This is a genomic window from Fortiea sp. LEGE XX443 (assembly GCF_015206815.1).
Taxonomy (GTDB): Bacteria; Cyanobacteriota; Cyanobacteriia; order Cyanobacteriales; family Nostocaceae; genus Nostoc_B.
In genome coordinates this window covers 23,013-36,169 of the sequence record NZ_JADEXZ010000033.1, presented here as the reverse complement: position 1 = coordinate 36,169, position 13,157 = coordinate 23,013, and the positions used below count along the sequence as shown (strand labels likewise).

Annotated in this window: 14 protein-coding genes; 6 read left to right on the top strand and 8 right to left on the bottom strand. The window is 40.3% G+C overall.

All coding sequences use genetic code 11. The features are described 5' to 3' along the window. The first annotated feature begins 85 nt into the window (after window positions 1-85). Both IQ259_RS14155 and rpsU read left to right on the top strand, forming a co-directional pair. A complete protein-coding gene (locus tag IQ259_RS14155) occupies window positions 86-430 on the top strand; it encodes a hypothetical protein (protein ID WP_193885740.1) in 345 nt (114 codons plus the stop codon). Window positions 431-677: 247 nt separating this feature from the next. Next, window positions 678-857, top strand: coding sequence for a 30S ribosomal protein S21 (gene rpsU / locus IQ259_RS14150; RefSeq protein WP_190891159.1), 180 nt, complete (start codon window positions 678-680; stop codon window positions 855-857). A 234-nt stretch (window positions 858-1,091) separates the two neighbouring features. On the opposite strand, the gene pth is transcribed toward rpsU, so the two are convergent. From pth to psbH, 3 genes are all read right to left on the bottom strand, one after another. Next, on the bottom strand, window positions 1,092-1,730 hold the full coding sequence (gene pth, locus IQ259_RS14145) for an aminoacyl-tRNA hydrolase (protein WP_193885738.1): 639 nt from the start codon (window positions 1,728-1,730) through the stop codon (window positions 1,092-1,094). 103 nt (window positions 1,731-1,833) lie between these two features. Then, complete coding sequence (locus tag IQ259_RS14140; protein ID WP_193885736.1) at window positions 1,834-2,106, bottom strand: TatA/E family twin arginine-targeting protein translocase; 273 nt, start codon at window positions 2,104-2,106, stop codon at window positions 1,834-1,836. 185 nt (window positions 2,107-2,291) lie between these two features. Continuing rightward, a complete protein-coding gene (gene psbH / locus IQ259_RS14135) occupies window positions 2,292-2,495 on the bottom strand; it encodes a photosystem II reaction center phosphoprotein PsbH (RefSeq protein ID WP_190706689.1) in 204 nt (67 codons plus the stop codon). Between the two features lie 85 nt (window positions 2,496-2,580). Here psbH and psbN point away from each other — a divergent pair, with 85 nt between their 5' ends. Next, on the top strand, window positions 2,581-2,712 hold the full coding sequence (gene psbN, locus IQ259_RS14130) for a photosystem II reaction center protein PsbN (RefSeq protein WP_193885734.1): 132 nt from the start codon (window positions 2,581-2,583) through the stop codon (window positions 2,710-2,712). A gap of 191 nt (window positions 2,713-2,903) precedes the next feature. On the opposite strand, the gene IQ259_RS14125 is transcribed toward psbN, so the two are convergent. Next, window positions 2,904-6,086, bottom strand: coding sequence for an alpha-mannosidase (locus IQ259_RS14125; protein WP_193885732.1), 3,183 nt, complete (start codon window positions 6,084-6,086; stop codon window positions 2,904-2,906). A 106-nt stretch (window positions 6,087-6,192) separates the two neighbouring features. Here IQ259_RS14125 and IQ259_RS14120 point away from each other — a divergent pair, with 106 nt between their 5' ends. Both IQ259_RS14120 and IQ259_RS14115 read left to right on the top strand, forming a co-directional pair. Further along, on the top strand, window positions 6,193-7,764 hold the full coding sequence (locus IQ259_RS14120; RefSeq protein ID WP_193885730.1) for a hypothetical protein: 1,572 nt from the start codon (window positions 6,193-6,195) through the stop codon (window positions 7,762-7,764). Window positions 7,765-7,799: 35 nt separating this feature from the next. After that, the gene (locus IQ259_RS14115) at window positions 7,800-8,096 is read left to right on the top strand and encodes a hypothetical protein (protein WP_193885728.1); all 297 of its coding nucleotides are present in this window, start codon (window positions 7,800-7,802) and stop codon (window positions 8,094-8,096) included. Between the two features lie 4 nt (window positions 8,097-8,100). Here the strand turns inward: IQ259_RS14115 and IQ259_RS14110 are convergent, their stop codons facing one another. From IQ259_RS14110 to IQ259_RS14095, 4 genes are all read right to left on the bottom strand, one after another. Then, window positions 8,101-9,036: a lysophospholipid acyltransferase family protein gene (locus IQ259_RS14110; protein WP_370568027.1), complete on the bottom strand. Its 936-nt coding sequence runs from the start codon at window positions 9,034-9,036 to the stop codon at window positions 8,101-8,103. A 152-nt stretch (window positions 9,037-9,188) separates the two neighbouring features. Further along, window positions 9,189-9,461 (bottom strand): hypothetical protein, encoded by a 273-nt coding sequence (locus IQ259_RS14105; protein WP_193885726.1) that lies wholly within the window; start codon window positions 9,459-9,461, stop codon window positions 9,189-9,191. Next, the gene (locus IQ259_RS14100; protein ID WP_193885724.1) at window positions 9,442-9,687 is read right to left on the bottom strand and encodes a hypothetical protein; all 246 of its coding nucleotides are present in this window, start codon (window positions 9,685-9,687) and stop codon (window positions 9,442-9,444) included. The genes IQ259_RS14105 and IQ259_RS14100 overlap by 20 nt, the downstream gene beginning before the upstream one ends. A gap of 256 nt (window positions 9,688-9,943) precedes the next feature. Beyond that, on the bottom strand, window positions 9,944-10,396 hold the full coding sequence (locus IQ259_RS14095; protein ID WP_193885722.1) for an SRPBCC family protein: 453 nt from the start codon (window positions 10,394-10,396) through the stop codon (window positions 9,944-9,946). 276 nt (window positions 10,397-10,672) lie between these two features. Here IQ259_RS14095 and IQ259_RS14090 point away from each other — a divergent pair, with 276 nt between their 5' ends. Next, window positions 10,673-12,319 (top strand): mechanosensitive ion channel, encoded by a 1,647-nt coding sequence (locus IQ259_RS14090; RefSeq protein ID WP_193885720.1) that lies wholly within the window; start codon window positions 10,673-10,675, stop codon window positions 12,317-12,319. Window positions 12,320-13,157: the final 838 nt, after the last annotated feature.

Sequence of the window (13,157 nt, the reverse complement as noted above, 5' to 3'; positions counted from 1 at the left end):
TTTTACCATATATACTTTTTCATGAAAAGGTCAAATATAATTAGTCAACACTAATTTCAAATTCAGATAATATAAATAAAAAAATATGGCTAGGCTATTCATTAAACTTGTAGGCTTAATTTTATTATTTCTGGGTTTATATTTTTTCGGTCAAAACATTATATTTGTTAGCGGATATTATTCGTTTTTTTATCGTAGTTTACCTGCTACTGGTTCGGTATTAGCAATTATGGCAGGTATCTTTGCATTGATTTTCTTCCCAAGAGAAACTGGGAATTTTGGATGGATTTTACTGGGTATTGGTATAGTGCTAGTTTTCTTAAGTGGTGGAGTTATTTTAAAACCAACTAGTTTGTGGAGTTTCTGTGTTGCGTTCACCACATTAGCCGTTGGTTATAAATTATTGAATCAGGGCAGAATTAACTTTTAAGATAATAATTTTTAGTAATTATTCCACTTATTTAAAGCAGTAGTAAATATTACCTTTATTCTGAAACATAGTGTAGTCAAGAAATGTTGACAGACTGATTATTTAAAGATTTGTGACTAAGTATAGATTTCATTAAACCTTTCCGTGAAAAAGCTAAACTCTCGCCCATTTAGAATTGCGGGCGAGGGGGTTTGGCTAAGTTAGAGGCTACTATTACAATGGAAATTATTTATAACGAGGAAACAGAATGACCCAAGTGGTTCTAGGCGAAAATGAAGGAATAGATTCAGCACTACGTCGGTTTAAACGCCAAGTATCCAAAGCTGGTATCCTAGCCGATGTAAAGTATCATCGGCATTTTGAAACACCTATAGAAAAGCGCAAACGTAAGGCTGTAGCAGCTAGACGCAAGCGCCGTTTTAATTAAACCTATGTGGTTTGGTACTGGCGTTGCTTAAAGAAATAACTTTAAATCAGCAACAGCACTTTGCCATAATACTCACATGAAATTTAGCAAAATTTACCCAACCCTCACAGGGGTTTGGGTATATTGCTGTATTAACAATAGATGTGTTTTTCTGAGCGATAGAGCAAGCTATGATTTCTCAATAAATACACTAACAAAAAAGTAAATACAGGAACAAGTTTTGACTCTTGACTATCAATCATTCACTTCAACAGTGCGGCTATTACAACGATTCATGGCTTTTTCTACTCCTTGTTTCAGACTCATTTCTACACATTCAACTACGAACTGAAGTACAGCAGACATCAGTTTATTTTCACTAGCAGAAAACTTCCCTAACACATGAGAAACAGTTTCTGAGTTATCACCATTCGCTGCATCTTTTGGTTTACCAATGCCAATACGCAAACGTGGAAAATTTTGAGTACTAAGATGAGCGATCGTACTCTTCATACCATTATGCCCTCCAGCAGAACCAGATAGGCGCAAGCGAGTTTTTCCTAGAGGCAAATCCATATCGTCATAGATTACCAACACAGATTCAGGCGGTAATTTATACCAACTTGTTACAGATTGTATTGCCTGTCCGGAACGATTCATGTAAGTCAACGGCTTCAGCAAACGAATTTTACTTCCGCCAAATGCCATACCTTCCCCATACTCCCCTTGAAACTTGCGATTTTCCGCTAAGGAAATTTGCCAAGCACGAGCCAGAGCATCAACAGCGGTAAAGCCAATATTATGGCGTGTTTGTTCGTACTTCGGCTCTGGATTCCCCAACCCAACAATCAGTTGGGGAATTACCAAAGCTGGTTGTGTTATGGCTTCTGTCATTTCGCCTAAAATCAATCAAGTCGCAGCACTATTTTAAGGAGATAGAAGCTAGACTCAGCACGGGTTAAACACCCAGCTACCGCTAACAGCACTTAGAACTTTGTTAACTAGTTTGGGAAGAACCCGCAGCATCTTGTTGTGGTTGAGATGGTTCGATTTTTTTAGGTTCCAGTTCAGCAGTAGTTTTCACAACTTGTTCTATTTGTTCGGCTTCTCGTTTAAATTCATTTTGAAATTCATTAGAAGCTTCTTGAAAACCGCGAATCGCTTTCCCTACACTCCGGCCAATCTCTGGTAGCTTCTTAGGCCCGAAGATTAAAAGTGCCACCATCATAATTAGAGCCATTTCTGGCAGACCAATACCAAATATGTTCATGCGATCGCTCCTATAAGTATACAGGCAGATAAAGTTAGGAGAGTGGGAAACTCAGATGAAAATTTTCCCCATCATTACTATGGTTACTTGTTTCAGACTACCTTTCAAGTCAAAAACTTACAAAAAAACCCGGACGAGCCGGGTGTAAGTTTGCTGAATACACAAGCTTAATTGCTATGTTTCAATTAGCCGCCTAAGCTGCGCCAATCAACCAACACATCCTGAATTGTGATTGATCTATTGTAAAGTTGCAGAATAATTAGCAAAAACACGAAAAATAGCCCCATAAACACGGCCATTACAGGGGTAGTTCCCCAGCCTGGAGCCACTTTACCATACTCAGAATTCAAAGGTCTCAGGATATCTCCCAACCTAGTCCGTTGTGCCATAGTTCACCTAAGATTAGTTGCCAAAGCTTTTTTTAATCTTCTGTAATATTCTATAAGAATAGCACTCATAATCTACCTATAATTTATGGAACCCGCAATAGTTCTTAGCATTTCTGTCGGCGCGATCTTAGTAGCCATTACAGGGTATGGAATTTATACTTCCTTTGGCCCGCCTAGCAAGGAATTATCAGATCCTTTTGAAGACCACGAAGATTAGATTTAGTCAATGGTCAATAGTCCTTAGTCCTTAGTAAGTAGTCGGACACAATAAAATTCATGGGTGGAGATAGGTGACAGGTTAAAGGCTTCCGCCGTGAGCGTCAGCCGAACGGTTACAGGTTACAGTCAAAGATTTGTGTAATTAATTCTGTCTGATTACTTAAAACACTGGGACTGAGGACTACTGACTTACTCCCGTTGAAGATTCAGCGTTGGGATGACTTCGACAGTGGTAATTTTCCAAGGCTGTATTGTAAGTGATTGTTGCTTAACTGAAAATTCAGTGATATCTAGGGAACGTTCTAATAAATCGACTTTCTCTCCCAGGAGCAAGTCTAAGTCGCTGTGTAAGCGTAACTCGGCTGTTTCTCCCTGTGACTCATAACATCGAAGGATAAACTTTTGCATATTATCTTCTGTTGGCTTCAAGGCCATTAAGATTAAATTTTGAGAAGTTAAATTTAAGAAACTCATTTTATCTTTAGTGCTGAGTGCTGAGTGCTGAGTTTTGAGTGCTGAGTGCTGAGGAGAAAAGACTTGTAGGGAAATGTTTAATTCATAGCCACGTTGTACTGTCTGGGCTGATTCCCAACTACCTGCGTGGGGATACAAAGCATAGGTGAATTCGTGAAAGCCTCTGTCTGTTTCTGGGTCAGGCCAGTTGGGACTGCGTAGCAGCGATAGGCGTAGTTGATTGGATTGGCTGTCGTAACCATATTTACAATCGTTGAGGAGACTGACACCGTAAATACCGAGTTCTGTTTCTTCAGTCAAATCAGCCCAATGCAAAGCTGGTACTTCCCATTTAGCTTGTTCTGCGGGGGTTTGTGGCTTTGTTGGGCGACGAATAGCACCACAGGGAATTTCGTAGGTAGCAAAGTCCGCTTCTACATTCAGAGGAAATGCTGCTTTGACAAACACCTGATTTTCTTGCCAATTAACTTTAGAGGTGATTTTTAGCAGAGGTGAATTTGCTTGTAGAATATAATCTTGGCAAAATTCCGATTCGCCTAACTGACGCACCACACGCAAGCGATGTTGCACTGACCCTTGTTCTAGTATCTGAATAGATTTGAGGCTGGTTGAAGGTAAAGGATGTTGGGCATAGTTGGGGTCAATATTCCAAGCATCCCAATATTGACCGCTATCTTGAAAGGCTTGTAATTGATTTCCTGCACCACTCAAAACTTCTCGTTGATGAGTTTTATCAAAAACGCTAGATAAATCACCCGTATCAGGATCAATAACTACCCGCAGGAATTGATTTTCGAGGACAAAATCAGGAGTACTGGATGACGGGATACTGGGATGATGGGGCGCTGGGACAAGCCAGAATAGACGATAGCCGACAGATGGGATATCAGTTGCTAAAAATAGTAGTGTTGATTGTTCAGTTAATTGAGATATGAGTTGGTTTCCAGCAACATCGTATATTTGCCATGCTTGGTTAGCTGTGGGTAGGGTGAGAGCAACTACCTCAGAACGCTGCCAGTTGAGAGAATTAAAAACAAAAACTGGTAGACTATTTGGTTCGGGTGGTTCTGGTAGAGTAAAGTGAGATGCGATCGCACACAATGAATCTTGTAATATCTTCGTTCCCACTTCTTCGACTTGCTGCCACTCAGGCAACGCATCAGTATAAACTTGGGTAATTGAAGAACCAGGCAAAATATCGTGAAATTGGTTAAATAACACTCGCTTCCAAGCTGCTTCGATGTCTGCTTTCTGATATGTTACGCCACAGATAATGGTTGCTAAAGTCGCAAAGAGTTCAGCTTGATATAGTAAATCTTCACAACGTCGATTCCACCACTTTTGATCAGCGTGGGTAGTATAACAGCCGCGATGGAATTCTAGATAGAGTTCATCGTCCCAGATGGGGAAGTCTGCTGGGCTAATTTGTTGGAGATACTTTTCAGCAGTCGTAAATTCCAATTCCGGGAAAACGGGAGAATGTTGCCAACGTTGGGCAATTTCCAACATATCACGGGTAGGGCCGCCGCCGTGGTCGCCAACACCAGGAAGCCAGAGAGACTCATTTAAACCTGTTTGAGCTTGCCATTCCAGAGTATAAGAGGCCATTTTAATTGGGTCAATGCCTTCCCCCACTGGTGCAGACATCAAACTAAATACTTGACTACCGTCAGGCGATCGCCACCAAAAAGCCCCATAATCAAACTTAGTAGTATCATTCCAGCGCAACTTTTGAGTCACAAAATACTCAACACCTGCATTAACAAAGAACTGCGGTAAAGTTGCACAAAAACCAAAGGTATCAGGAACCCAAACTATAGGTGAAATTTTGCCGAACTTTTCCTGAAAATAGCGCTGACCATATAATAACTGACGGACTATCGATTCACCGCTAATCAAATTTAGTTCTGGTTCTACCCACGTAGCCCCAATAATTTCCCAAATTCCAGCCGCTACCGCCTCTTGAATAGCTGCAAATAAATCTGGGCGATGTTCTTCCACCCAAGTATAAAGGGCGGGAGTTGAATGACAAAAAATTAATTCGGGAAAATCTTTTTGGAGTTTCAGAACTGACTCAAAAGTATTTTGGGCTGCATTCCAAGTTTCACTCACAGGCCATAGCCATGCTAAATCTAAGTGGGCGTGACCGAGTAAATTGATTTTGAATTTTGAACCGCTGATGAACGCGCATAGACGCAGATGATTAACAAGGTTTTGACGTAAAAACTGCAAATATTTTTCCCACTCCTCCCCCTCTTTCTCTGCGTCCTCTGCGCCTCTGCGGTTCGTTATCTTCTCTATCTCCGCCGCCAAACCATCCAACTTTTCCGGCGCAAACCTTTCCAAATAAAGCTGCACCACCGCCAACTCATCAGCCACAAAACCGGGATCAGGATGATTATAATCTGTAGACTCATAGACTAAAAGCGATCGCATCAAAGCCCCATCACAATGCCCCGGACTTGTCAAGCGCAAAGCTACAATAAACTCTTCTCCCGTTGATACCCCTGACTTCAGCAGTACTCTTGGTGAACAATCAAACAAATCTCCCGCTTGTACTAATTCGCCATTTACATAAATTTCAGCCGAATCTGCCCACCAAACCAAAGACAACCGCAAAGATAAACCAGCTAAAGGGTAACCCTGTAAATCTTGGGGAACTACTAACTTCTGCACTAGCCACAAAACTTTTTTTCCCTTTGTCCAAGCAATATGTCCTTGAGCATTTAGCTGTACAGGTTGCCAATCAGACCAATTAGATGCGACAACATCAGTAATACTTCGGTCATATTCCCGGTATTGCCAAGTAAACTGAAGATTAACTTGACAACAAGAACGCAGTTGTTCAATAGTTTCCGAGATTAATTTTGTCTGAGATTGAGATACAGGGAGGGTCATATTTTCGCTAAGATGATGGCACTTACGATGATAAACAGTTTGTCATTACTGATTTTTTGGCGGGAGTCTCACAACTAAACAAAACTCGAAATCATAAATCACTACCATGTCATCTGGTTCTTCTGGGCGTTATCAAAGCAGACTCTTTAACTTTGTCCACCAGCACTCTCGGCGGTTGACAGAACAATGGGAACACACCTTTCGGCACTTACAAGTTGCCACAAAATGGGGTGTGGAAGCGCTTTTGTACCCGATGTATTTGCTTTTTCAGTCAGCCGAGTCAACGGTGAAAACACTGTATACTAAAGAACCACATCATAGGCTAAAGTTACAACCAAATTATAGCGATCGCCCACTCGAAACTACCCCAACTGTTGATACGCCTATTCAGCGTGTCTTAGAAGCACTTCAAAAGCTTCCATCTGAAGAAATAACCACTCCAGCAAAATCAGCACCTTTGAATTTTTTGGGCAGTTGGTGGCAGAAATTGTTTCAACATAGTCCCACAAATAACTCCACTTTGACTCCATCCTTAACGATTTCAGACAACTTCTCCAGCCGTCTCACCTCACCTCAACTAAAAGAAGTCCAAGGAATTGCCTCAAATTTGGCCAATCGTAACTTGGTATTAGTTACAGCCAATAATGAAATTCTTGATATTTTGACATCTCAACAACAGACAAAACTAGTAGACAGAATTATTAGTGAAGTTGCTGGTTACTGGCATTATCAACAATTAAGATTATCTGAAAACAAGACAGATTTATTACCAGAAATTCATCGTGTATTAGCCAAACTAACTGGTGAGGATATAAGCAACATTCCAGCATTGCCATCAGAAAGGCCAACAGAATCACTAAATACTGGCAGAATATTAGAATTTTTGGATGCAGTTATTTCCAAATTGGAAGAAAAAACTTTAGTGCCAGTGCAACAACATAGTCAAGAAATTATTCAAATTACACACACAAAATTAAATGTCTTTCTTTATGGTAAAGACCAGTTAACTGCTCAAGGAGATATTACCGTTACATCTAATAGCTTGGAAACGGAAACGCTGAATTTTCAAGCTTTAATTGAGGCAGCAATAAATTATTTTTTTGGTGTTGGTAAAGGTAAAAAGCTTCAATCAAGTAATACTAACAGTCGCACAATAAGTCAGAAAAATTACCAAGCTTTACCTAAAAATAGACAGTCACAACATCAAGAGGCAGACCCTTGGTTGACTTGGCGTGATTTGTTTGGCAATTCTGAGCCAGTTACTCACAAAAAAGTTAAACCAAAACCAAAAATAAATTCTGCTTTATCTCCCAGTACATCAGTCAGGCTATCTCCAAAAACGAAATTGACTGTACCACAACCAAAAGCTGGCTCTGGTTTAGTACAACGGAAAAAACCAAACCGCAACCTTACGCCAAGTCAAAAAGTATCTGGAAAAGTTATTCCAACCAGTAGTTCAAACAGCGAAAATCAAACAAGAGAAATTACTCAACATCAAAGCCATAATCATCAAGTCGAAGCCAAGCCAGACTGGATAGAAATTAAAGCTACTTCTATGGAGTATGAGAAGCATTTCTTAGAAATAATTCTAGAATTGCTCGATCGCACTATGCTTTGGTTGGAAGAAATCTTAGTAAAAGCTCTTCATTTATTGCGAAGTCTGTGGCAAGGTAAATAATAGCATTTGACTATTAACTATTGGTGGGTTTCTGCGTGAAAGTTCTTGTTTACTGTAAATACTTCAATTTCAAAAATCCACTAGATAAACCAAAGATTGAAACATTTTTGGTCAATTTACCACAAATACCCCAGGTAGGTGAAACAATTGTTGTCGAGAGAATTTCGGCTCAAAAACAGTTTGTAATTATTTTTGAGTATATTGTGACAGCCGTACAGTTGAATGCCTCCAAAGAATCTACTGATGTAGCAGATGCTCAGGTAAACGCCTGTTTAAATCACTGCTGGGAAGGTACATCAAATTTTAAAATCGTCAATTTTTTAGAAAAATAGTTGTTTACCACAACATATGATTGAGGAAATAACGTAACAGCTTTGTCCCTGTGGGTTCTTGATAGTCAGTTGGCAACAAAGCTATCATTGCCTTCTGTAAAGAGTCTAAAGCAGTTTCTACTTCTTGTCGTGTGGTTTTCGTATTTTGAGAAAAATGTAACGGTTCACCAAAGCGAACAGTTAACTCTTTTCGGAGATAAAGGTCATGAGTGCCAATGAGAGCAACTGGTATTATTGGCACACCAGCACGTAAGGCATATATTATCGTTCCTCGCTTGAGAGGAAGATGCAGTTTACCCTCAGTATTTCCCAGTCGTCCTTCGGGAAAGAGAATCATCCCATCCCCGTGAGCCAAAATCCCTAGTACAATCCGGTCTATTTGTCGCAGTGTCTGTATATCGCTACCGGACGGGACATTTTGTGCAATGGCGGCGGCTAGTTCTGCTAAGTCTTGTCTTTCTGCTTTAGCTGCTGTCATCACAGCGACTTCTTCTTTCCACAATCGCGCCAAAGGAATGACACCTCCGGCAAAACTTAAAATGAAGCGCTTCCACCATTTGTTATAAAGGGTACGAGCATCGCCGAGAATGTAGTAGTAGGGTTGGGTAGGGAGTTCTGCCAACAACAGCAAGGGGTCAATGTGATGAAGATGGTTAACTGCGAGAATTGCTGGTGTCTGTGGTAAGCCTTCGAGGTTTTCTACCCGGACGCGGAACAAAAGATGAATGAGCGATCGCAAGACAAACCTTCGTACACTACCATTAATTTGGTGTTCTGTCTGTCCTGCGTTAATTGCTTCTAAGCGATTTAGAGCTTGTTCGATAGTATGAAGCACGGCGCGATCGCTTGCCGCCGCTACACCTTCTTCTACCCGCTTAATAGTGGTAGCATTCAAAGACGGCAAACTATCTGACTGATGGTTAGAGGAATTGTTAATCACACCCTCGTTGAATTCATGCACTCATCATAAATTATCCCGCAATTATGCAACGCCAAATTTCTTAATTCTATTAGCAACGTTAAAAACAAAGCCCTTTCACTGGCACGTGAAAGGGTCAAAGAGAAGGAATTCGGATAAGTCAAGTTCAATTTTCAATTATTTTCAAAATTATGCAAAGGCTGGAACAGACGTAATTTTTTGCGCTTATTCTTCTTATGAGTAATTAGATAATTATCAGCGTAACGAAAAGCCGCTTCACAATCGTAAGCCGCTATAGCCACAGCTTGCAAAAAAACCTGTATGGGAATTTCAAATTGGGAAATTCTTTCTGTTAGCAATATTAATTCCCTATCTGTTGCTGGTAAAGCAGTCTCTTCTGCCCATTCTGACTCATTAAAAACTTCTTCAATTAGCGCCTTGGACATTTTGTACCTCCCCAAAAGCATATGAAGCAAAGCCTGCGATGAAATTTAACTGTTCTTCACGAGTTTGTAAGTTAACAGGAAGTTCAGCACTAGGAAACCCTAGTTCTTTTAAAATATCCAAACAGTAAGCACTGGTTTGACTGTATGAAGCTTGCTCCCATTTGTGAGCTACCTCTTTTGCCATTTCCAGATTGACTCTAATAAATCTCATCGCAGGGCTAGTCATAATTGCACCCTAATAAACTGGATGTTTGCAGTTTTGATCAGAACCCCAATTCAGCGTAACCGTGATTTTGCTGAATTTATGAAGATGGGCAATTTGAGGATCAGCGCATTTGCGTAATCAACAGATGAGAGAATACGGAGATGGTGAAGGGTAAACAGAGACGCGGGGATGCAGAGACACGGATATACGGAGATTATCTACTTAACCTAATTTGCTTGGGATAAAATATTGGGTACTGGAAGAAAATGACAAATGACTATTGACTAATTTGAACTTCTTCAGCGACGCGTTTTAGGCGACGCAGTTGAGCTTGCATGTCTTCTTTTGTCCAAGATGCCGCAAAATTGTTGAATCCCCAATTAATCAAGGGATTGGGAACATTAAATTCAAAACGATTTAATAAGCACGTTCCCTTTTCCACAGGTTGGCATTCCCAGCGATCGCGTCCTTGAAAAAATCCCTGAAATTCCCAGACAACTAAACCGGGTCGTCTTTCTACTACAACGCTGTTCAGAGTCGGTTTAACGAGTGGAATTTGAATTATAAAGCGACTTTGACTGCCTAAATCAGTACTCCAAATTTCACCCGCAGGTTCGCAACGTAGCACAGGATTTAGCCAGCGAGACATCAGAGCTAAATCGGTAATACAACGCTCTACAATCGCCGCTGTGGCGTTAATTTGAATTGATTGCTCAAAAACTTGTGTCATGCCCTTAGATTAACCCAAAATTTGCTGTTGTCTGCAAGCTACATTTATGTGACAGACAATCGTATTTTTACCCAAGAAAAATCCATAGTCAAAATTCAAAAAATTTTTTCATTTGTAACAAATTAGCCTACATATCAGTTGCATATATATATTTACTGGTAAATTGATACGCAAAACAGACGTGAACTCACTAGAGTGTAATTTTGTCTCATCAAATTTACTCTACTGAGTTGACAAGTGTTTTTGGCGAATATGTAGTTTTAATTTCAGAAAACCATGAACACAACTTGGCCAGGAATAAACCAGTTGATAGACATTGGTTTGTCGATGAGGGGGCAGCAATTTTTATCACAATCGCCCAGCCTGCCACTGGAGCAACCAGAAGTCAATCAAGGAATTGCAGAACTACAAGGAATTGGGCAACAAGTTATTCTGTATACACCCCGATTGCTAGGAGCAGCAGCAATTTTGTTGGTTGGTATACTAATTGCTGCCAGCGTTGCCGCAGTTACAAGAGGAGTTTTGAATCGCACGAATATAGATAACCGAATTGCCTCAGGGGTGACGGGACGCAAAGATGTTCCCCAAGTAGAGAAGTTAATCTCTAGTTTGGTCTTTTGGAGCATTATCTTACTGACGGTAGTTGCTGTCTTGCAAGCATTAGGGCTAGAGGTAGCCTCTCGACCACTAAATAGTTTCCTTGACCAAATCATTGGCTTTTTGCCAAAAGTGGTAGGTGCGGGAGTAATTTTAGGAGCGGCTTGGGTATTAGCCAGTATTGTCAAAATTGTGACTTTGCGCGGATTGCAAGCACTCAAGCTAGATGAGCGTTTAAATCAAGAATCACCCGAAGATAGTATTAGTCTTGATCGCATCTCGTTGAGTGACACGATCTCCAATGCCCTATATTGGTTTATCTTTTTACTGTTTCTCATCCCAGTTCTCGATACTCTCGGACTCAGGCAGGCTCTATTACCAGTGCAAGCACTGATTACCGAGATTCTGTCGATTTTACCCAATATTTTGGCGGCAATTTTAATTGCGGTCTTGGGCTGGTTTCTCGCTAATATTGTCCGACGGATTGTTACTAACCTGTTAGCAACAACTGGCGTAGACCATTTAGGCAGTCGGTTTGGACTTTCGTCTTCAATGGGCGTACAGTCTTTATCAACAATTAGCGGCACAATTGTCTATGTTTTAATTTTGATCCCGGTTGCGATCGCGGCTCTCAATGCTTTAAAAATTGAAGCAATATCTGTGCCGGCAATTACCATGCTGCAACAGATTCTTAATACTTTGCCTGCTATCTTTACAGCCGTGGCAATTTTAATGATTGCCTTTTTTGTCGGGCGCTTTGTTGGAGATTTAGTCACTAGCATTCTCACTAGTTTGGGCTTTAACAATATTTTTACAGCATTGGGTTTACCATTACCTGCTAGGCAAACAATCTACACAGAAACTGAACCATTAGCACCAATCCGCACACCCTCAGAAATTGCTGGGATTGTTACTTTAGTCGTGATCATGCTATTTGCCACAGTGGCAGCTGTCAATATCTTAAATATTCCGGCGCTGACAACACTGGTCACTGGCATTTTAATTATCATGGGGCGAATTTTAGCAGGATTAATTGTATTTGCTGTGGGCTTGTTTTTGGCAAATCTCGCTTTTAGTTTGATTAGTAGTTCCGGCGATCGCCAGGGCCGGATTTTAGCTCAAGTAGCCAGAATTGCGATTATTACCTTAATTTCGGCAATGGCCCTACAACAAATTGGGGTTGCCAGCGATATTGTGAATTTAGCATTTGGATTATTACTCGGTGGGATCGCAGTAGCTATTGCTTTAGCTTTTGGTCTCGGTGGCCGCGATATTGCCCGCGAGCAAGTAAAAGAGTGGCTAGATTCGTTTAAAGGTAAGAGCTAAATAAACCATTAGTGCTTAACTATAGGCACATTTTAATTGAAAATAGAACACTCGTTCCCAGGCTACTGTCTGGGAATGTTGATTTTAATTTTTACCTTTTTTAAGGATAAATTTCTGATTTTCTCAATAAATTGATTTTTTTGGTTGTTACAACAGTCAGGCTACTCCAGACAAAACTTTTACCTGCATGATCAAATACAGATCCCGCATTAACATAACATCGCAGAAGAGTATAATTAGAACTGAAAATAATTAAGTAATAAAAATGATTAGGCCGCGGAGATCGGCAGTAAACAAAGTTACCTTCAGCCACATGCACTCCGAAGGTACTAATAACTATTTTCACTATGATAGTTGCTACAGTATATGCTAAGATACAGCGCAAATTCTGTTTAATATATCTGCTCTTGTGCGTAAAAGCGCAATTATACAAGTTAGCAAATTTGAAGAAGGATTCAGAAGTCAAGATTGAATATAAGTAGGTCGGTGTTAAAAATTGTCGTTATGACAAGGCAGGAGGCAGAAAGCAGAAGGGAAGAGATTTTCAAGCTACTTTACTTTCTGTTACATAGTTCGGTCTATTTGCACCTTTCTACTTATAAAATCAATCAGTAGGAGATTCAGACCTAAGTCGGGCTAACTCCCCCGCAGTACCAGACTCACCGACTTATCTCATCAGACGTAGTTAATTCCGAATGAATTCTAACTCCTGAATTATATTTTGATAAATTCAGAGTAATTTTGTGTAATGTCAAGCTAAGGACGTTTTATTAAAAATAATGAAACCAGCTTGAGAGCAGGATTTTGAACCATAAATTTTTGAGAATTCAGAATTAGT

Excerpts from the sequence above, each read along its gene's own strand:
- IQ259_RS14155 (WP_193885740.1), top strand. The coding sequence starts at position 86 with ATGGCTAGGCTATTCATTAAACTTGTAGGCTTAATTTTATTATTTCTG.
- rpsU (WP_190891159.1), top strand. The coding sequence starts at position 678 with ATGACCCAAGTGGTTCTAGGCGAAAATGAAGGAATAGATTCAGCACTA.
- pth (WP_193885738.1), bottom strand. The coding sequence starts at position 1,730 with ATGACAGAAGCCATAACACAACCAGCTTTGGTAATTCCCCAACTGATT.
- IQ259_RS14140 (WP_193885736.1), bottom strand. The coding sequence starts at position 2,106 with ATGAACATATTTGGTATTGGTCTGCCAGAAATGGCTCTAATTATGATG.
- psbH (WP_190706689.1), bottom strand. The coding sequence starts at position 2,495 with ATGGCACAACGGACTAGGTTGGGAGATATCCTGAGACCTTTGAATTCT.
- psbN (WP_193885734.1), top strand. The coding sequence starts at position 2,581 with ATGGAACCCGCAATAGTTCTTAGCATTTCTGTCGGCGCGATCTTAGTA.
- IQ259_RS14125 (WP_193885732.1), bottom strand. The coding sequence starts at position 6,086 with ATGACCCTCCCTGTATCTCAATCTCAGACAAAATTAATCTCGGAAACT.
- IQ259_RS14120 (WP_193885730.1), top strand. The coding sequence starts at position 6,193 with ATGTCATCTGGTTCTTCTGGGCGTTATCAAAGCAGACTCTTTAACTTT.
- IQ259_RS14105 (WP_193885726.1), bottom strand. The coding sequence starts at position 9,461 with ATGTCCAAGGCGCTAATTGAAGAAGTTTTTAATGAGTCAGAATGGGCA.
- IQ259_RS14100 (WP_193885724.1), bottom strand. The coding sequence starts at position 9,687 with ATGACTAGCCCTGCGATGAGATTTATTAGAGTCAATCTGGAAATGGCA.
- IQ259_RS14095 (WP_193885722.1), bottom strand. The coding sequence starts at position 10,396 with ATGACACAAGTTTTTGAGCAATCAATTCAAATTAACGCCACAGCGGCG.
- IQ259_RS14090 (WP_193885720.1), top strand. The coding sequence starts at position 10,673 with ATGAACACAACTTGGCCAGGAATAAACCAGTTGATAGACATTGGTTTG.